Source organism: Mucilaginibacter gossypiicola, from assembly GCF_900110105.1.
Taxonomy (GTDB): Bacteria; Bacteroidota; Bacteroidia; order Sphingobacteriales; family Sphingobacteriaceae; genus Mucilaginibacter; species Mucilaginibacter gossypiicola.
The window spans coordinates 276,029-296,073 of record NZ_FOCL01000006.1 but is presented as its reverse complement, the minus strand read 5'-3'; the positions used below and the strand labels follow the sequence as shown (position 1 = coordinate 296,073).

Below are 20,045 nucleotides of genomic sequence, written 5' to 3'. Positions count from 1 at the left end.
CCGCCATGCTGGCAGGGATTTTTTGTTTATGTGCATTTAATTTAATGATTGGTGGTTGAAGTTTCGCTTGTAACACTCATGGGGAAGGTTACACCGCCCGGTACCTGCGGGCTATCTTTTATGGCTACACTGCCGTCGATGCTTTGTTTAACCTTTGAACTTGAAATCCAGCCGGTAGCCTTATCAACAATAATATCCGATACCATGGTGCCCTTCATGTTATATTTCATTGGCAAATTACTAACTATTTTATAGTCGGCGGTATTATCGGTTTCTATCGTTGCATTCCCGTGGATCACAAAGCTTTGTGGTGTTACATCCATCAGCTGGTAAACCGAAACCATTTTGGCGTTCATTGCTCCCTGCAGATTGTTATTTATTGTCCACTTATCGTTTTTGGAAACCGGCACCTCCGGCAGGACGGACATAGCCATTTCAAGATTGCTCTTAAGCGCTCCTGAACCAAACGACTGGCTCAACTGAGTTTTTAACTGTTCCTTCTTTTCGGCCGGAACTTCCTTAAAACCATCTATCATGGATGTGATCATACTTTCTGCATTCTCTATCGATCTGATCCTGCCGCTTTTGGTTAGCGTTGCCGTGAACGGTTTGTTGGTTATGCCAGACATTACCCTGGCCATAACATTGGTTGTATCCTTATCATCAGAATTAAAAGCTACATTACCATTAGGCAATTGCATTTGCATACCAACTTTAGTGTAGTTAACTTCCATGTAGTAAAGGGAATCATCGGCATTTAATACCTTGAACGATATTTTACCATTGATGGTCATATCAATACTATTAAGCTGCCCGTTTATAGTTTGCTTAACAACAGAATGGGCTGTAGTAGCGAGGTAATAAGTATTGCCTTTTATTAGTTTTAAAACCGGTTTTACCTTTTGGGCATAGCTTGCAACTGATACGATAACGAGTACAGCGGCGAACAAAATTTTCTTCATAGCCTGAGATATGTAAGCGCTAAATATATTATAATATTTTTCTCAAAAAACTGAAAATTCCTAACAATTATTTGAAATTAATTTCGTTAACTTTATACTACACACGACTCTTTGTTTTTTTGACACACCTAATAACGAAAGGAGAGGTTTTCATGTTACAGCAGATAGCATTTATGCCGCAGCACCAATTTCACGTGCTTATCAATTTTGCGGGAGAAGATGAACGTATTGTAGCCGTTTTACCCAATGAAGCAGGAAAATTCCGCGTGGTTGACCAGGGTAAAATAATTGCCGAACTTAAATTAAATGAAGGCTGTTGTACCTGCTATAAAGGTAAGCTCAGAAAAAATGTCATGGCTCAACTTGAGCACCAGATAAAAATTCATTACGCGTAAGCTGTTGATAAAAAGATTTTGATAGTTCATGGGAAATAAACTCATGGTTCATAGTCCATGAGTTTATCCCTGTGGACTATCAATTAATTTCCGCTGGTTTTTGCCAGCATGGCTTCCCTTATGAATTTAACCGGGGCACTGCCGTAGCTCAAAAACTTTTCGTTAAACTCTTTCAGCTTATACTTATCGCCCATTTTTATCTTATAGGCATCCCTTAAATCAATGATTTCTTTATAGCCGGTGTAATAACTGGTAAGCTGAACACTGGTTACACTAACACGTTTCCATTTACCATCAGCTTCGGCCTGTTGCTGGAAAGCTTCGCGGGTTAGCAGTTTAATAGCTTCATCTTTGGTCATGCTACCGCTGTGCACACTGTAATCCAAAATGGTATTACATACCGAACGCAGGTTCCATTTGTACCACATCAGCATCATTTCGGGCTCGTTATTGCCAAAACCGTTCTCCAGCATCATTTGCTCGGTGTATACTGCCCAGCCTTCGGCCATAGCACCATTGCCAAATACAGCTTTGATAATGCTTGGTGCTTTGTTGGAGTAAACGCCCTGCACATAATGACCGGGCACAGCCTCGTGAATGCTCAGGATCTGCAGAATATAATTATTGTATTCGCGCAGGTAGCTTTCGGCTTTTTCCTTGCTCCAGCCAGCCAGGCTACCTACATTATAGTACGAATTACCATTTTTATCATAAGGGCCGGGGCCGCTCATTGAAGCGCCCGCTACACCTGCCATATAACCCGGCTCCTTACGGATGATCAATGGTTTTGACGGATCGAGCGTTAACAGATCTTTAGCCTTAACAAAAGCATTAAGCTTAGGTATGATCTGCTCAATTGACGATTGAAATTCTTCGGGTTTAACGTGTTTTGTTGATATGGTATCTATCAGCTGGCTTATCATTTGCAAGCTATCGGCCGGTGCAGCCTGTTTACCAAAATATTTCGACCAAAGCTGTTTGCTGATCTTGGCCATTTCGCGGTGAATATATTTTTTACGTTCAACGGCAGCGTTATAAATTTTCTCGGCAGTGTTGGTGGCTACAATTTCATATTTAAACTTATCTTCATATAAATCCTTACCCAGCCTGAAACTTCTTGGATGATCGTTTTTCAACGCTTTAAGCCAATCGGCATAAGCCTTAATGGCAACAACACTTTGAGCAGCCCTGTCGGTCATTAATTTTTGCTCTGCTTTAGGGATATTGGTTTTCTTAAGCGAATCGGCAAAGTCTTTTTCTATAACATCAAGTCCCCCCAGGTTTTGTTCAATAGCCAAATTGGTAAGCTCTACCACCGGGTTTTTGATCTGCTTTTGGGCATCTTTATAATACTGCGGAATAAACGACATTCGCTGGTAGAAATGGCGTAAGCGTTTAGGCAGAGGCTCGTAATGCTCATTTAAAATATAAGCGAACGTACCAATAACGTTATATGACGAAGGGTCCCACTCGTACTGTTTTAGCTGGCGCACCTGCCATTGCAGGTATTCAAGCTGATTTTGCAGAATTTTATAATCTATCTTATTAGCTTCAGACAGGGTATTCACTTCAAAACGGCTTAACGAATCTACCTGGTATTTGGCAAAGGTTACCAGTTTATCGCGGCTTTGCTCGTTAGGCAGTACCATCAAACTATCATATTTATGATACCCTGCCGATGTAGCCCAATCGGGGTTTAGCTTCCAGAAATTATCCAGGAACGTATTCTCATATTTAATGAACGCCTCATCATCTTTACCCAGTAGCGGCCCTGTACCGCTGCCCCCATCTTTTTTACAGCCAGTAAAGGCTACCATGAATAAAACAACGGCAAGTGCTAATTTTAAGAATATATTTCTGATCACAATTGATGGATTTTACAATGAAGTATAAACTTAAAACATTTAAGCCAAATAAATCAAACCGGCGACGAATTTGTTACTTTAACAAACATTTAGCACCCGTCCCCCTAAAAGAGGTACGAGAATAGTTGTTATAATTTGAATTTACCTATGAGTAACGAACACAACGTTTTAATTGATGAAATTGTGCATTTGCTGCAGGGCGGCAATGCCCACGCCGATTTGAAAAAAGCCCTTGATGGTTTACCACCCAATCTTCGTGGGGTTAAAGTTGATAAGTTACCCTATACCATTTGGCAATTGGTTGAGCATATCCGGATAGCACAGTGGGATATGCTGGAGTTTAGTAAAGATGGCAGTCATGAGTCGCCCAACTGGCCCGATGATTACTGGCCCAAAGAGCTTGCACCCCAAAATAATGAAGCCTGGAATAATAGCATTACGCAAATTGATAATGACCTGGAAGAGCTGATAAAGCTGGTAAAAAGCGAGGATATCTATAAAAAGATCCCTCATGGCGATGGACAAACCATCCTTCGTGAAGCGTTACAGGCAGCTGATCATAATGCTTACCATGTAGCCGAGATCATTGTGATCAGAAGGTTATTGGGCGCCTGGTAGGAAAAACCTCACCCAACCCTCTCCAAGGGAGAGGGCTTTAAACACTTTCTAAAAGTCTCCCCCTTTGGGGGAGATTTAGAGGGGGGTATTACTTCGTTGTTTTCAGCACAAAATTAGTTACTGCCGTAACAAACTCCGGCTTCAGCGGTAAATCGGGCTCGTTGTAAGTGGCCTTGTTCTTTTCCTTATCTGCCGGGGCTTCTTTCAACACGTGGTTCATGTTAGGGATAATATCAAGTATAGCATCTGATTTTGCCTTTTTTAACTTTTCGGCGTCACCAACAGTTACCTGCAAATCTGTAGTTCCCTGGATGATCAGTATCGGGGCTTTTACTTTCCTGATCTCGCGCTGAGGGTTATACCTGAACCATGACATCAAATATTTTTGAATACTTGGTCTGGCTATAAAATATAATGCGGGGTCGATATTATCGGTTGTTTTACCACGTTTCAAACTATCAAGCATCCGGTTAAATCCATCTGAAATAAATGCGGGCTGCGATTTCATTTGCTCGGTAAGGATCTTATCGGCCGAATCTCCGGCACCGGCAACAGATATAAACCCTTTAATCGGCTCATCAAGCGAAGCCATCATGCCCACCAACGAACCTTCGCTATGTCCCAGAATAATTATCCGTGAAAAACGTTCGTCTGACGAAAGCATGTTAAGCAAAGCAGCGGCATCTTCTACGTAATCTTCAAACCTGATTTCGTTTTCTTTAATAGATGTGGTGCTTTGCCCAACCAGGCGTTTATCGTAACGTAAAGTAGCTATGCCTTTTTTACCCAGCTCGTTAGCTATCATTTTATAAATATTGGCATGAAGCCCAAGTTTAGGACTATTGCCATCCCTATCTGTAGGGCCTGAGCCTGCAATGATCAATACCAGCGGCACTTTCCCGTTAGCATCCTTCGGCATAGCCAATGTTCCGGATATTGAACCCAGCATAGTTTTAACAGTTACAGGCGACTCAACCAAAGACGGATCGGTAGCTATAGTTGTACCACCTGCCGGAACTGACGCCGTGGCGGCATTTTCCGCTTTATATGGTGTTAATGACAGGCCAGTAAATTTATTATCTGCATTTAATGAAAGGTTTAATAAAAACACTCCTTTTTGAAATACGGCTTTATAATGTGCGATGGGTGTTTCATAGCTTGCCAAATCAGCTTGTAGTAATGAACCTAACTGTGTTTTTAACTGCACGGTTGTGCTTTTGAAATCAGCCTGCGAAAGAGCCTTCATCATTTCGGGGCCAAACATGCTGTACACACTATCCGGTTGATTGTTGTTATATAGTTGCTTAAACTTATTTAAAGCCGTGGCATAGTTGGCAGGTGGCGTTTGAGCAAACAATTTCCCTGCAAAACAGGTAATTAATATAAACAGATACAGTTTTTTCATGTTATAATGGTCAATATACAGTGCGATAATGTACTGAGGCCGAAAATAAAGAAAAAATCATGTTGTTTTGTTTATTTATGCCATGGGATGCGTTTTGGCAAACAATATTTAATTGTAATAACATAAAACCTTTTACTCACCACAATTCATACTGATGTTGCAACATTGTTTTATATTATATCGTTAAAATACCAATACAATACATATAGTTTTATATATATTGTATTATATTGCGGTACATTTTATAATCTTTTAAACTATAGCAAACTTCTACATCTACTAATTAATGAGGGTTTTAACAGCAGGCTTATTTTTTGCATTCCTGACAGGAATGTATTGTATTACGTTTGCTCAAACCAAACCGTCAATAATACAAGGCAAAGTTTTAACCGAAAATAATCAGCCGGCCGATGCAGCTACCGCTGTATTGCTTGCAGCTGCCGATTCATCTGTATTAAAATCAAACCTGGTAAATAAAAACGGTCAGTTTGAATTTACAGGGCTACAGCCAGACACTTACTTAGTACTTATCAGTAAAATAGGATATGTAAAAGTTTATGCTGGCCCGTATAAAGTTATCGCAGGTCAAAAAACAACTACTAACGATATTGTTTTAAAACTTTCGGATAACCAGTTAAAGGAAGTTAAGGTAGTTGCCCGAAAACCATACATAGAGGTAAAACCCGGTAAAATTGTATTAAGTATACAAAACAGCATCCTGGCCGAAGGCAACTCGGCCTTTGATATCCTGAGGCAATCGCCGGGGGTAAGGGTTAACAGCAACGAAACTTTGAGTATCAATGGCCGCCAGGCTGCTTTAATAACTATCGACGGCAAACCTACCAATCTTACAGGCGATGATTTGACCAGTTTGCTCCGCAGTATGCAAAGCAGCACTATCGATCAGGTTGAAATGATCAGCAGCCCATCAGCTAAATATGATGCATCGGGCGGAGGTATTATCAATATCATATTAAAAAAGGGTAAAAACCTGGGTACCAACGGTACCGTTACCGCAATGGCCGGTTATGGTAAATATTATAAAAGTACTGCAGGCATTGTTTTCAACAACCGCACCAGCAAGCTTAATATTTTTGGTAACTACACTTACGATAACAATAAAGGCACACGGACGATTACAACCAACCGTAATATCACCTATAATGATATCCTGAGCAATTACGATGTTGATTACAACAATATCCAAAAAACCACTAACCACAATTTTAAAATCGGGGCCGATTATAGCATAACCTCAAAGCAAACCATCGGCTTCCAGGTAAGCGGCATCATCAGGGAAGATGATTTCACAAAACATAATGACCTGTATATTAGTAACCAGAGCAAACTGGATTCGATAATCAGGGCCCGTTCAAATCTCGACAGGGGCAGCAGCTATTTGAACTACAATATCAATTATAACGCAGTACTGGATAAAACTGGCAGAAGCATATCAGTAGATGGTAACTATTCAACCTATAACCGCCATTCAAATGAATTTATTACCAATAGCTTTTTTACCCCCGCGGGCGATACCTACCGGGCTGATCTTGACCTCGAGAACCTTTCGCCGTCAGATATCCATATCTGGACATCAAAAATTGATTTTGTTAACCCACTAAATAAAACCTCACGATTGGAGGCAGGCATTAAGTACAATAACGCCAGAAGCAACAACAACCTTGTTTTCGGTCCGAAAGTAAATAATGTATACCAGGCCGATGAAAATTTCAGCAACAGGTTTCTTTATACTGAAGCAGTGAGCGCGGGTTATATCAACTATGTTAATAAAATTGGCAAATGGGATATTACGGCAGGCGTACGTGCCGAAAACACTCACGCAAATGGTAAGTCGTGGGGGCTATATGACAACATCCCTGATGTAAACACCTATAATTATTTTAACCTTTTTCCGCAGGCGCAAATAAGTTACGAGGCTGATAAAAAGAACATCGTTGGTATTAGCTACAACCGCGGTATTCACAGGCCACTTTATGAGGATATCAACCCATTTTTGTACTATACCGACCTGTATGATTATCGCGCCGGCAACCCGCAACTAAAGCCCGAATACACTAATACCATACAGCTCTCCCATACTTACGATCAAACTTTTTCGACAGAGTTATATTATACCGTTACCAATAACGCTTATGATTTCCCTGTTTATTATCAAAACGACTCTACCAAGGTTAATGTAACCTATCGCAAAAACTTTGGGCAGATATTTGTTTACGGTGCTTCATTTTATGCACCGGTTCAATTTACCAAATGGTGGTCGGCCAGTTTTAACCTTGATGCTATTTATGTTCGTTATAAAGCTTACCCACAAAATGGCGATTTTAACAGGGGTAAACAGGATATTATTTTCGGCAGCACACAAAATTTTACCATCACAAGCACATTACTTGGCGAAATATCAGGCAGGTATGAAACCCCTACCATTTACGGTATCAATGAGCTCAAAGCCAGCTATTCGGTAAATGCAGGTATCAGCAAGCAAATATTAGATAAGCGGGCTACTATTAAATTAACCCTGAACGATGTATTTAATACCGACAGGGGGCGTAATCATGCCAACTATCAAAACATTGATCTTTCGGAGGTAAATAAACGCGATACGCGCATTGTAAGGCTTAATTTTAGTTATCGTTTTGGCAAAAGCACCATTAAATCGGCCAATAAACGTAATACGGGTAATGATGACGAGCGCCGCCGCACCGGAAACTAATGCTGCATAAACTTAACTTTTAACTCGGGATACTTACCTTTTATCCGGGTAACAAAAAAATGCCCAAGCGAGTCGGCATTGATAAATTTTTTATAGGTAGCTAAAGAAAACCCGAAATACTGCCATACACCCCCGTTTTCCCGAAATTCGAGTTCAAGGATATGAGTGTCGGGGTCATAGCCAACGCTGCTTAAAGCCGAAGATTGCACTGCACGCCTTTGCATTTATTATATATACTATATTAAATACAAAAAAGTTTTAAAAAATATTACCCTGCGTGACCGCTCATCATACTGGCTAAAATAATAAACAGCACAAGCATTGTAATTGCTGTGTACATGAAATCCTTTTCCATAATGAAGCCAATAGCCGAAAATATCACCCGGATAACCGGAGTAGCTATCAGCAAAACTATCCCGGCCTGTATAATAGCTCTGCCACGTAAAGTAAATATCCCCTGTATAATACCACCCGGATTGCTCACAAAATCGGGAACGCCAACAAACTTGCTGTAATCAACATGAGTTTGCCCATGCCGGTACAGGTAAATAATCCCGCCAATAAAAATAACACTCATTGACACCAGCACCCCAGCGCGCAGTATCCAGCCTATTACGGCCTGCATATCGGTATCTTTAAATTTGTTCATTAGTTCACTTGTTCATTAGTTTATTGGTAGCATAGTTCAAAAGGCATTCATTAAATCTGTCATTCTATACTTCAGAAAAGACCAATGTACCAGTGAACAAATGAACCAATAAACTATATAGTTCCTGTAATTCCTTTATATATCATTTGCGACGCCAAAAACGTAACCACTACGGCAAAAACTACACGCAACCATCCCGATGAAGAGGTATGTACCAATATTTTTGATCCGCTTAAGGCACCTAATAAAACACCTATGGCTACCGGCATGGAAAGCCCCGGATCGATATATCCTCTTTGCAGGTAAACCACTGCGCTTGCAGCTGCGGTAACCCCTATCATAAAATTACTTGTAGTGGTTGATACCTTGAAAGGGATCCGCATAATACCATCCATTGCCAAAACTTTTAGTGCACCCGATCCTATACCGAGCAAACCTGATATCACCCCGGCAAAAAGCATCATAAAAAAACCGCCCCCTACATTTCTAACCGAGTAGGCAACTTCTCCCGCAGGCGTTGGAAAACTACCGTTCAGTTTTAGTTTTTCGGCCAGTATACTTTTTTGCTGGTGAATATGTTCTGCCTTCTTTTTTAATGACATCACTGCCGATAGGATCAGGATGACACCGAATAAAACTGCTATAAAATTTGTGGGGATATAAACAGCTATCAGCGCTCCAACCATGGCACCTGCTGTAGTGGCTATCTCCAGGAACATCCCCAGCCTGATATTGGTTATCCCCTCTTTAACATAAGCAGCTGCCGAACCCGAGGATGTAGCAATAACAGAAATCAGCGAGGCGCCAATGGCGTACTGGATATTAACCCCAAGCAAAATGGTAAGTAAAGGAATAATAACAACCCCTCCGCCTAAACCCGTTAACGAGCCTAATAAACCCGCCAAATACGACCCAACAAGTATAATAAGCGTAAGTATTGTTACCGACATAGGGGTAATTGATATTTGATGGCTAAAGTAAGGATTTTATTATTAGCTCATTGATACAGCAAGTCATTGCTTATATTAATCGTCGATTACTATTTGTAATACCATTATGCGAAATATCCTGATGACAATGAAATGAATGCCTCAATGAACTAATTTCTTAATTTCGCCTCATGGGTTACTCAAGTTTACAAGCCTGCATTACCGATCTCGAAAAAAATGGCCAACTGGTTCGCATCAAAGAACAGGTTGATCCTCATCTGCAAATGGCCGCAATACATTTACGCGTATTTGAAAATGAGGGGCCTGCTATATTATTTGAGAATGTAAAAGGCAGTAAATTCCCGGCAGTATCAAACCTGTTTGGTACACTCGACAGGTCGAAATTTATATTCAGGGACACGCTTGAAAAGATCAAAATTTTGGTCGATATTAAAAATGATCCGATAAAGGCGATCAAAAATCCTTTTAAATATGCCGGTGTTGGGTTAACAGCGCTTTCGGCGTTGCCAATGAAAAGCGGAGCAGGTGCACCGATCAAATTTGGCAAATGCAATATCAATGATATCCCGCAAATAGTAAACTGGCCGATGGATGGCGGCCCCTTTGTTACCATGCCACAGGTATATACTGAAGATGCCGATAAGCCGGGCATCATGAACGCTAACCTGGGCATGTACCGTATCCAACTGGCTGGCAATGATTACATCCAAAACCAGGAAATTGGTTTGCATTATCAAATTCACCGGGGTATTGGTGTACACCAAACCAAAGCCAATGCCAAAGGACAACCCTTAAAAGTGAGCATCTTTGTTGGCGGCCCGCCCGCACACCCTGTAGCCGCGGTAATGCCGCTACCCGAAGGCTTGTCTGAAATGACTTTTGCCGGTGCGTTGGGTAATCGCCGCTTCCGTTATTTTTATGACAATGAAGGTTTCTGTATTTCTGCGGATGCCGATTTTGTGATCACCGGCACTGTGATGCCGCACGAAAATAAACCCGAAGGCCCCTTTGGTGATCATTTGGGTTACTACAGCCTGGTACATCCTTTTCCGCTGATGAAGGTGCATAATGTTTATCATCGTAAGGATGCTATCTGGTCGTTCACCGTGGTTGGCCGACCGCCACAGGAGGATACCAGTTTTGGGGCATTGATCCATGAAATTACGGGGTCGGCTATTCCTAAAGAGATTCCAGGTTTGCATGCCGTTAACGCCGTTGATGCAGCTGGCGTACACCCGCTTCTTTTTGCTATTGGCAGCGAGCGCTACACCCCCTATCTTAAAGAGCGCAAGCCACAGGAGATAGTTACTATTGCGAATCACATACTGGGCAAAGGCCAGCTAAGTCTTGCCAAATACCTGTTCATAGCCGCGCACGAAGATGATCCCAAACTTAATGTAAACGACATTGGCGGGTTCCTGAAACATATCCTGCAAAGAGTTGACCTTACCCGCGATCTGCATTTTCATACCAACACCACTATTGATACGCTTGACTATAGCGGCGAAGGCTTAAACTCGGGCAGTAAATTGGCTGTTACCGTTGCAGGCGATATTAAGCGGGAACTTTGGACAGAACTCCCTGATTGGTTCAACCTCCCCCGACCTATAACCGGCTACAAAATGGCTATGCCGGGCGTGTTAATGGTTGAAGTACCCAAGCACGTAAATCACAAGGATATTGATAATATCATTAGTATTATCGAATATCATTTGCAGGACGAAGACCTAAATGGTATGCCACTCATAGTGCTTTGCGATGATGCCGGTTTTGCCGCGCAAACCATCAATAATTTTGTATGGGTAACCTTTACCCGCAGCAACCCATCGCATGACATTTACGGTGTGGGCAGCTTTACCGAGCACAAACACTGGGGCTGTAAAGGCCCGCTGATTATAGATGCCCGAATAAAACCACATCACGCGCCTGTACTTGAACGGGTTCCTGAGGTTGAAAAAACGGTGGACAAACTGGGCGAAAAAGGCGGATCATTGTTTGGGGTGATTTGAGGAAGGCTAAAGGCTAAAGGCTAAAGGCTAAAGGCTAAAGGCTAAAGGCTAAAGGCTAAAGGCTAAAGGCTAAAGGCTAAAGGCTAAAGGGTAATGCGTTTTGAAATGCTTTGTTTTATTTTTTGATTTTTTGTGTTAGGGATAGTAGCGGATAGCCCGGCTGCAGGCAACGTCCATAATCAGCACAAGCGAGTCACGCACAATCAGGCGCAAAACACTTGCGTCAAAAGAAGAAAATACATATATCCTCGTTGCCGTACCTCCACGGCAACTTTTGCATTAGCCAAGTATTTAAATATGGGCTTCAATCTATTCAAATCACACATCCCAATTACTCCAAAATCTAACTTTAAACGCAATCAAGGCGCTTTTTCAAAAAATAAACCTCTAATAAACTCTTAATCTCCAATCAGTAATCACTATATTAGCATCCTTTTAATTTTACTCATGAATATATTTTACGGAACAGGGGTAGCTATGGTGACCCCTTTTCATGCGGATGGTCAAATTGACTACGACGGGTTGAGAAACCTGATTGAACATTTGATTGATGGCGGGGTGGAATACCTGGTATCGTTAGGTACAACCGGCGAAAGCGCCACATTGAGCGAGGCTGAGCGAAAGCAAGTTTGGGCTTTCACTGCCGAAGTGGTAAATAAGCGTGTTGGTCTGGTAGCTGGTATAGGCGGTAATAATACTCATGAAGTTGTTGAGCAAATAAGATCGTTTGATATTAACGGCTACGATGCTATACTTTCGGCAAGCCCACATTATAACAAGCCTACCCAGGAGGGTATATATCAGCATTATAAAGCAATTGCACAAAACGCAAAACTGCCTATAATACTATATAATGTACCAAGCCGCACAGGCAGCACAGTTAGCGCAGAAACAACCGTACGCCTGGCAAAAGAGTTTAAAAACATCATCGGCATCAAAGAGGCATCAGGCAATTTCGACCTGTTTAACCAGCTAATGCGTGATAAACCTGAGGATTTCCTTTTCATATCGGGCGATGATCCGGTTACCTTGCCAATGATGGCTTTAGGCGGTGTTGGTGCAATATCGGTTATTGGTAATGCTTTGCCACGCCAGTTATCTGACATGGTTAGGCTTTTGTTGAATAACGATTATAAAGGTGCACATGCGGCGCACTTCGATTTAATAGAATTTACCCGCTTAATGTTTACTGAAGGCAGCCCGGCCGGCGTTAAAACCGCCTTGAAGCAATTAGGTATTTGTGGCGACACTGTAAGGTTACCATTAGTACAGGTAAGCGAAAAAACAGCTGATGCTATTGCAGTTGAGCTTAAAAAGCTGGCTCCGGTAGCGGTAAAAGCGTAAAAAGATATAAAGGCAGAAGAGTATTCATTGCTTCGTTTCAACCCATGTCAAACTCAAAACTTTTGTCATGCTGAGGAACGAAGCATCTTCTCCGCTCTGTATAGCCACTCTGCTTACCGAAGAAGATTCTTCGATATCGCTCAGAATGACAAAATCTGTTCAAGATTAACATAAAATAAAAAACGCGGTCCATGGACCGCGTTTTTTATTGGAATAAGATGATAAAATCTTACTAAGCTTCTTTATTCTTAGCTTCCTGAACCTCAAGGCGGATAGCCTGTGCCAGGTTTTTTAGATCCTGCATGCCTTTACGTACACGTGTACCGGCAGCGCTGTTTCCTTTATTGTAGAATTTGTCGGCGTCGGCCTCTAAAGCTGCTACAAGCTCTTTTACTTCAGTAAATTTTTTCATTTAATTACTCCTTTTAAATTTTGAGGTTTATTGTTTTAATTAAAGCTAAGCTAAAATGTTTTTTGCTAATTAAAAATTTTTGAAGCTAAAAAATACGGCCTTAACAGTGGTTTTTTTCCACATTTTCGCCCTTTTTGATTTATTAACCGTTGCTTATTTTTTATTAAAAAGTTTAAATAAAACCCATATTTTAAAATAAGATTGATTAATAATTAAAATACAAATCATAAATCAGCATAAATAATATTTACAGCAAACCATACAACTTAAACGCAGTATTTTAAATACTATCAAGTATTAATATATTTTACGGGTTTAAAAAGTCTGTTGTAGTATATCAGGGTAATGTTCGTGCACTTTTAGTATTAATTCGCCAAATAAAGTGTTAGCCCATGCAAACCATTTACGGGTAAAGTCTTTAGCATCGTCTTTATTAAAGGATTCGTGCATGAAACCGGTGCCCGCGTGTGTGCTCTTCAGCCATTTGATACACTGTACAATCTCTGCTTTATCAGTTGATGTTATACCGCGCATAATAATTGCCATTGGCCAGATGTAGCCAATACCTACGTGCGGACCGCCAATACCTTCGGCAGCCGTACCTTTAAAGTAGTAAGGATTACTATCGCTCAATACAAATTTACGGGTGCTTTGGTATAATGGATCATCAACCTTCACCGAATCAAGATATGGCAAGGCCAGTAGGCTTGGCACATTTGAATCGTCCATGAACAACTGGTTTCCATAACCATCAACCTCAAATGGAATTACCTGTCCAAACTGCGGGTGATGGCCAACAGCGTACTGTTTAAGTGCTGCCTCAACTTCTGCAGCTAATGCCTTGCAGGCATCGGCTGTAGCATTATCATGACCGATAGTGCTGTACATTTCGGCCATTTGATTTAAGCTTGCTACCGCGAAGTAGTTTGACGGGATCAGGAATGGATAGATTGTAGCATCATCCGATGGGCGGAAGATAGAGCAGATCAAACCAACCGGTTTAATCGGGTTGCCATAGCCTCTGTTAGGGGCAGTATCGCTTTGTGTTTCGGTTTTACGTTGGAAAAAGTATGGACCTTTACCATCTTTACGTTGCTGCTCTTTAAAAGTAGCCAGAATGATCTTACCGGCTTTTTGCCAGTTTTCGTCAAAGAAACTGCTATCACCGCTTATTTTCCAGTAGTTGTAAGCCAACCTTACCGGGTAGCAAAGTGAGTCAATTTCCCATTTACGCTCGTGCAATTCAGGCTTCATGGTGGTGCGGTCGCTATCCCACTCACTACCGGTTGGACCTTCGTTGAAGGCATTGGCATATGGATCGATGATAACGCATTTAGCCTGACGGCTCAATACACCCTGGATCAGCTTTTTCAGCGCCGGATCATTTTTGATAAGGGGCAGATACGGCCAAACCTGTGCCGATGAATCGCGCATCCACATGGCGTTGATATCGCCTGTGATCACAAACGTATCCGGTTTACCATCTTTCTCAGAATAGTTTACCGTGGTATCTAAAGTGTTTGGATAGCAGTTTTCAAAAAGCCAGGCAACTTCAGGATCTTTAATATCAGCTTTAACTTTTTTAATGATAGCCTCAACAGCCTTACTGGTAAATTTACGGTCGGCCAGTTTCGGGCGCTGGCTTTCGAAGGCAGGGGCCACAGCCGAGGCGAATACAGGGGTTACACCCAAACCGATACCGGCTGCTGCAACGCTATTAATTTTTATAAAATGTCGTCTGGTTAATTTCATGGTTTTGATATGGTAGGCGTAAAAATAGAAAAGGTTTTAGTTAAACAAAAAAGCTTGCTAAAATAATTTAGAAAACGTTTTATCAAGGTTTTTCGAAAGATTTTTTCTATCAAACTAAAATTACCATCGCAACGTCATTGCGAGGAACGAAGCAATCGCGAACTGTACACGACAGATCTGCAATGCCGCCGTGCTTATTGGAGATTGCTTCGTACCTCGCAATGACGAAGGGGAAAAAGAATAAAAAAAGCCCCAGATCTCTCTGAGGCTTCTAAGTATATCGTTATTTGTAATTAAGCAATCTCCAGCTTATTTTCTTTGTAATAACCAGCTTTCAGCTTTTCGCCGATAGCGCTGTAGGCGTCAAGGGTACGCTGTACATCTTCTAAGCTATGCGATGCTGTTGGGATTAACCTTAGCACGATCAATCCTTTAGGAATTACAGGGTAAACCACTATCGAACAAAAAACACCATAATTCTCGCGAAGATCGCGGGTTAAAGCTGTTGCTTCAAATAAGTCGCCTTTTAAAAATACCGGGGTAACCATGGTGTTTGAAGCGCCCAGGTCAAAGCCGCGTTCTTTTAAACCAGCTTGTAAAGTATTAGCGATCAACCATAATTTCTCGCGAAGCTCCGGCTGGGTTTTCAGCATTTCGAAACGCTTTTTCAAACCTAATACCATTGGCATTGGCAATGCTTTGGCAAAAGTTTGTGAACGCATGTTATAGCGCAGGTAGTGGATGATATCCTGATCGGCAGCTACAAAAGCCCCAATACCGGCCATTGATTTGGCGAAGGTAGCAAAGTACACATCCACCTCATCCATACAATCCTGCTCTTCATGCGTACCGGCACCGGTTTTACCCATAGTACCAAAACCGTGAGCATCATCAACCAATAAACGGAAGTTGAATTTCTTTTTAAGATCAGCAACGGCTTTAAGTTTGCCTTGCGCGCCCGACATACCAAAAACTCCTTCGGTAATAAGCAATATACCACCACCGGTTTGTTCTGTTAAACGGGTTGCACGCTCCAGTTGCTTTTCGCAACTTTCAATATCGTTGTGCTGATAAACAAAGCGTTTACCCATATGCAAACGTACGCCGTCGATAATACAAGCGTGCGATTCGGCATCATAAACAATAACGTCATTCCTGTCAACCAAGGCATCAATTATAGATACCATACCCTGGTAACCGTAGTTAAGCAAAAAGGCTGATTGTTTACCAACAAATTTGGCTAAGCCGTCCTCAAGTTCTTCATGATGAATTGAGTTTCCCGACATCATCCTGGCACCCATTGGGTAAGCCATGCCATAATCGGCAGCAGCCTGCGCATCGGCTTGCCTTACTTCGGGATGGTTAGCCAGGCCAAGGTAGTTGTTCAGGCTCCAAACCAAATGCTCTTTTCCCTTAAACTGCATGTGTGGGCCAATTTCGCCTTCCAGTTTAGGAAAAGAAAAATAACCATGCGACCACTTCTGGTGCTGACCTATCGGCCCACCTAAGCTTTTTGTTATTTTATCAAATAAATCCAAAATGAATTGTTTTTATAAATTTAAATGCAAATATAGCCGTTAAAACACCTTTAAACAATAGCTATAACTTTTTAGAATAGCTTATAACTTATAGAAAAGAGGCAAGAAATCAAGAGTCAAGAACCGAGAGAATCAGATTCATGGCCAAGACAACGAGATTCAAGACCCAAGAAACAACAGGAAAATCAGATTAACGAATCAGGAGCAATAAAAGTATTCAAACAAAAAGGGAGATCAACGTTCAGATATAATTCTTTTGTTGATCTCCCATTCAATTATTGTGGTCTTTCTATTCTTTCTTGTCTCTTGACTCTAAAAGTCCTGACTCTCTCTTAGTCGGCGTTTCCGTGCAGGTACGAATTATTATTTCTGATCTCCACGTTACCTTCGCTATCCTGCATCAGGGAAAAACGTGAGATCTGGCTTTCGTCGGATGCAGGGGTGTCCTGCAGTGCTATTTCCTTACGTTTGTAAGCCGGTACATTTTCTAACTCCTGGATATTACCTGTACGCAGTTTCATGCTTAGGTCTTTCAGCCTCATAATGCGCTCGCGCGATTTTTTCAACTGCTCTTCTATCGATTCGTTGGTTTTGTTATCATCAGCGCCAACCGGTTGCGGTGCCGGAGCAGGCTCTGGTTCGGGCTCCGGCATGCGTGGCTGCTCCCTTACAGGCTGCTCGTAGCTTACAGGCTCGCTCATTTTAAAAGTGAAACCAGCAGTATCCGGCTCATTATCGGCCTCCGGCTCTTCGTGCATTAAGCTATGCCTTACAACAGCAGGCTCTTCCTGACGGCTACCGGCAAACATATCAAATAACCCAGCTTGCTTAGCATCTTCTTTAGGGGCTTTAGCATAAGGCTCGGCAGGAGCATCGGCTTTAACAGGTTTAATAAATTCATTAACCGGGCGCACTGGCTGAGGCTCTTCAGGAACCAGCATCGAAACTATTTTCTTATTGCTGTTTTCTTTCTCGCGCTCATCCTTGGTTTGGAAACCGGTAGCTATAATAGTAACCGATAATTGCTCACCCAGGTTTTCGTCGATACAGTTACCCCAGATCAGGTCGGCAGCTAAGCCGGCTTCTTCCTGGATATAATCAGTAATTACACTGATCTCATCCATGGTAACCTCCTTAAGGCCCGAACTGATGTTCAACAAGATATACCTTGCACCTTCAATCTCGTTATCTTTTAACAATGGCGACGCCAATGCACCTTCAACAGCTTTAAGGGCACGGTTTTCACCATCGGCGCTAAAGCTACCCATGATCGATACACCGCTATCCTTCATCACCGTGCGCACATCTTTAAAGTCAACGTTGATATAGCCCGGTAAGGTGATGATCTCGGCAATGCCTTTGGCAGCCGTGGTCAATATATTATCAGCCTGTGCAAATGCCGAACTCATGGTAAGGTTACCGAAGATCTGACGAAGCCTGTCGTTAGAGATCACCAGGAACGAATCGACATACTTACGCAATTCTTCCAAACCTGCATCGGCCTGCATTTTACGGCGCTTACCTTCAAAAGAGAAAGGTGTGGTTATGATACCCACTGTTAATATATCCATCTCGCGCGCTGCCTTGGCAATGATAGGGCTTGCGCCTGTACCCGTGCCACCGCCCATACCAGCTGTAATGAACAGCATTTTGGTATTAACGCCCAACATCTGTTTAATATCATCGATATTTTCAATAGCCGAATTTTTGCCTACTTCGGGTATTGAGCCTGCACCCATGCCCTCGGTTAAACTGGCACCCAACTGCACCTTGTTAGGTATAGGGCTCAGCTCCAATGCCTGGGCATCCGTGTTGCATATTATAAAATCAACACCGGTAATTCCTTGCCTGTACATATGGTTTACCGCGTTACCACCACCACCGCCAACACCAATTACCTTGATGATTGACGATTTTTCTTTTAACATTTCAAAATGCATAATCTTCGTTTTCAGCTATATGTAATTCAACCCAACATTAGATTTTACCATCGTAATAATAACACTTTTTCAACAAGGTTTATCCACAATTGTGAGCAATGTGAATAAGTTTAACCCTTGTGAATAAATATTATTTCAGAAAGTCCTCATCCTTAATGTCATCCTTAATAAATGTTATACTCTTTTTCAGCAGCCTGTCTAACAAACCGCCTTCTTTACTTTTTGTATCAAATTTTGGCTTAGCCGTTTTTACTTCGGCCGGGATGGCTTCATTCATGTATTCCACTTTCTGGATACCTTTAATCAGCAAACCAATACCGGTAGCAAAAGTTGGGCTTTGCAATTCTTCATATGTACCTTTTGGCAGTACTTCGTTTTTAGCCAGGTGTTCGGTAGGGTAACCTACGCGGCAATCCAAACCGGTAACAAATTCAACCAACTGGCGTAAGTGTTTCAACTGCGCACCGCCACCTGTTATTACGATACCTGCTATCAGTTTTTTCTCATACCCTGATGATTTGATCTCGTAGTAAACATGCTCTACAATTTCTTCCATACGGGCCTGGATTACATAAGCCAGGTTTTTTACCGAAATTTCTTTTGGTTCCCTGCCACGTAAACCAGGAACGCATACAATCTCGTTTTCCTTGTTCTCGTCGGCCAAAGCTGATCCAAACCTTACTTTCAGCTGCTCGGCAATGTTGCGCATTACAGAACAACCTTCGCGGATATCCTCAGTTACACTGTTACCGCCGAAAGGGATAACGGCTGTATGGCGAATGATACCTTCATGGAAAATAGCCACATCGGTAGTACCACCACCAATATCAACCAAAACCACACCGGCTTCTTTTTCCTCTTCGCTCAAAACAGATTCTGAAGATGCAAGCGGTTCAAGGATCAGTTCCTGGCTTTCCAGACTGGCCTTGTTAACACATTTTACAATGTTTTTAATAGCAGTTACCTGACCAGATATGATATGAAAGTTAGCCTCAAGCCTAACGCCAGCCATACCAATAGGATCTTTAATTCCAGGCTCATTATCCACAGTAAACTCCTGCGGTAAAACGTGGATGATCTCCTCGCCCGGAGGCATCACCAGGTTGTACATATCCTCTATCAGCTTATCAATATCCTTACGGCCGATCTCCGATTGCAGATCGCGACGGGTGATTAAGCCACGGTGCTGTAAACTTTTAATATGCTGGCCTGCAATACCGACATTCACTACCCTGATTTCCACATTTGATTGCGAGCCCGCCACATCCACCGCCTGATGAATGCCCTGTACTGTTTTATCTATATTTGAAACCACGCCGCGCGTTACGCCGGCAGATTCGGCCTTGCCAATTCCTAAAACCTCAATCTTCCCGTTCTTGCTCCTGCGCCCAACGATGGCACATATCTTGGTAGTTCCGATATCCAATCCTACTACAATTGGCGAACTTTTTTCCTGAGTTGAGCTTTTGTCCATA

At 42.1% G+C, this 20,045-nt stretch carries 16 protein-coding genes; 5 read left to right on the top strand and 11 right to left on the bottom strand.

Going from position 1 to position 20,045, the window contains the following annotated elements:
- Positions 1 to 41 precede the first annotated feature (41 nt).
- Positions 42 to 962: a DUF6263 family protein gene (locus tag BMX50_RS21350; protein WP_091213402.1), complete on the bottom strand. Its 921-nt coding sequence runs from the start codon at positions 960 to 962 to the stop codon at positions 42 to 44.
- A 152-nt stretch (positions 963 to 1,114) separates the two neighbouring features.
- Here BMX50_RS21350 and BMX50_RS21345 point away from each other — a divergent pair, with 152 nt between their 5' ends.
- Complete coding sequence (locus BMX50_RS21345) at positions 1,115 to 1,357, top strand: hypothetical protein (protein ID WP_091213400.1); 243 nt, start codon at positions 1,115 to 1,117, stop codon at positions 1,355 to 1,357.
- A gap of 83 nt (positions 1,358 to 1,440) precedes the next feature.
- Here BMX50_RS21345 and BMX50_RS21340 read toward each other — a convergent pair whose 3' ends face one another.
- Complete coding sequence (locus BMX50_RS21340; protein WP_244281069.1) at positions 1,441 to 3,222, bottom strand: DUF885 domain-containing protein; 1,782 nt, start codon at positions 3,220 to 3,222, stop codon at positions 1,441 to 1,443.
- 147 nt (positions 3,223 to 3,369) lie between these two features.
- On the opposite strand from BMX50_RS21340, the gene BMX50_RS21335 reads away from it, so the two are divergent.
- The gene (locus BMX50_RS21335; RefSeq protein ID WP_091213396.1) at positions 3,370 to 3,840 is read left to right on the top strand and encodes a DinB family protein; all 471 of its coding nucleotides are present in this window, start codon (positions 3,370 to 3,372) and stop codon (positions 3,838 to 3,840) included.
- 88 nt (positions 3,841 to 3,928) lie between these two features.
- Here BMX50_RS21335 and BMX50_RS21330 read toward each other — a convergent pair whose 3' ends face one another.
- The gene (locus tag BMX50_RS21330; RefSeq protein WP_091213394.1) at positions 3,929 to 5,245 is read right to left on the bottom strand and encodes an alpha/beta fold hydrolase; all 1,317 of its coding nucleotides are present in this window, start codon (positions 5,243 to 5,245) and stop codon (positions 3,929 to 3,931) included.
- Positions 5,246 to 5,531: 286 nt separating this feature from the next.
- On the opposite strand from BMX50_RS21330, the gene BMX50_RS21325 reads away from it, so the two are divergent.
- Positions 5,532 to 7,976 carry a TonB-dependent receptor domain-containing protein gene (locus BMX50_RS21325; protein ID WP_091213392.1) on the top strand — a complete coding sequence of 815 codons (2,445 nt, stop codon included), beginning with the start codon at positions 5,532 to 5,534 and terminating at the stop codon, positions 7,974 to 7,976.
- On the opposite strand, the gene BMX50_RS21320 is transcribed toward BMX50_RS21325, so the two are convergent.
- The 3 genes from BMX50_RS21320 to BMX50_RS21310 form a co-directional block, all read right to left on the bottom strand.
- A complete protein-coding gene (locus tag BMX50_RS21320; protein ID WP_091213390.1) occupies positions 7,973 to 8,200 on the bottom strand; it encodes a KTSC domain-containing protein in 228 nt (75 codons plus the stop codon). The two genes, BMX50_RS21325 and BMX50_RS21320, sit on opposite strands and share 4 nt — an antisense overlap.
- Positions 8,201 to 8,244: 44 nt before the next feature.
- Complete coding sequence (locus BMX50_RS21315; protein ID WP_091213388.1) at positions 8,245 to 8,625, bottom strand: DUF1634 domain-containing protein; 381 nt, start codon at positions 8,623 to 8,625, stop codon at positions 8,245 to 8,247.
- A gap of 113 nt (positions 8,626 to 8,738) precedes the next feature.
- Entirely contained in the window at positions 8,739 to 9,575 is an 837-nt protein-coding gene (locus BMX50_RS21310; protein WP_091213386.1) for a sulfite exporter TauE/SafE family protein, read from the bottom strand.
- Between the two features lie 170 nt (positions 9,576 to 9,745).
- Between BMX50_RS21310 and BMX50_RS21305 the strand changes: the two genes are divergently transcribed.
- Both BMX50_RS21305 and dapA read left to right on the top strand, forming a co-directional pair.
- Positions 9,746 to 11,584 (top strand): UbiD family decarboxylase, encoded by a 1,839-nt coding sequence (locus BMX50_RS21305; protein ID WP_091213384.1) that lies wholly within the window; start codon positions 9,746 to 9,748, stop codon positions 11,582 to 11,584.
- Positions 11,585 to 12,031: 447 nt separating this feature from the next.
- Entirely contained in the window at positions 12,032 to 12,928 is an 897-nt protein-coding gene (gene dapA / locus BMX50_RS21300) for a 4-hydroxy-tetrahydrodipicolinate synthase (RefSeq protein ID WP_091213381.1), read from the top strand.
- Between the two features lie 232 nt (positions 12,929 to 13,160).
- Here dapA and BMX50_RS21295 read toward each other — a convergent pair whose 3' ends face one another.
- From BMX50_RS21295 to ftsA, 5 genes are all read right to left on the bottom strand, one after another.
- Positions 13,161 to 13,340: a histone H1 gene (locus BMX50_RS21295; RefSeq protein WP_090529881.1), complete on the bottom strand. Its 180-nt coding sequence runs from the start codon at positions 13,338 to 13,340 to the stop codon at positions 13,161 to 13,163.
- A 315-nt stretch (positions 13,341 to 13,655) separates the two neighbouring features.
- Complete coding sequence (locus BMX50_RS21290) at positions 13,656 to 15,092, bottom strand: glycoside hydrolase family 125 protein (RefSeq protein ID WP_091213377.1); 1,437 nt, start codon at positions 15,090 to 15,092, stop codon at positions 13,656 to 13,658.
- 293 nt (positions 15,093 to 15,385) lie between these two features.
- Positions 15,386 to 16,630 carry an aminotransferase class I/II-fold pyridoxal phosphate-dependent enzyme gene (locus BMX50_RS21285; protein ID WP_091213375.1) on the bottom strand — a complete coding sequence of 415 codons (1,245 nt, stop codon included), beginning with the start codon at positions 16,628 to 16,630 and terminating at the stop codon, positions 15,386 to 15,388.
- Between the two features lie 332 nt (positions 16,631 to 16,962).
- Positions 16,963 to 18,570 (bottom strand): cell division protein FtsZ, encoded by a 1,608-nt coding sequence (gene ftsZ, locus BMX50_RS21280; protein ID WP_091213373.1) that lies wholly within the window; start codon positions 18,568 to 18,570, stop codon positions 16,963 to 16,965.
- A 130-nt stretch (positions 18,571 to 18,700) separates the two neighbouring features.
- Positions 18,701 to 20,044, bottom strand: coding sequence for a cell division protein FtsA (ftsA, locus tag BMX50_RS21275; RefSeq protein WP_091213371.1), 1,344 nt, complete (start codon positions 20,042 to 20,044; stop codon positions 18,701 to 18,703).
- Position 20,045: the final 1 nt, after the last annotated feature.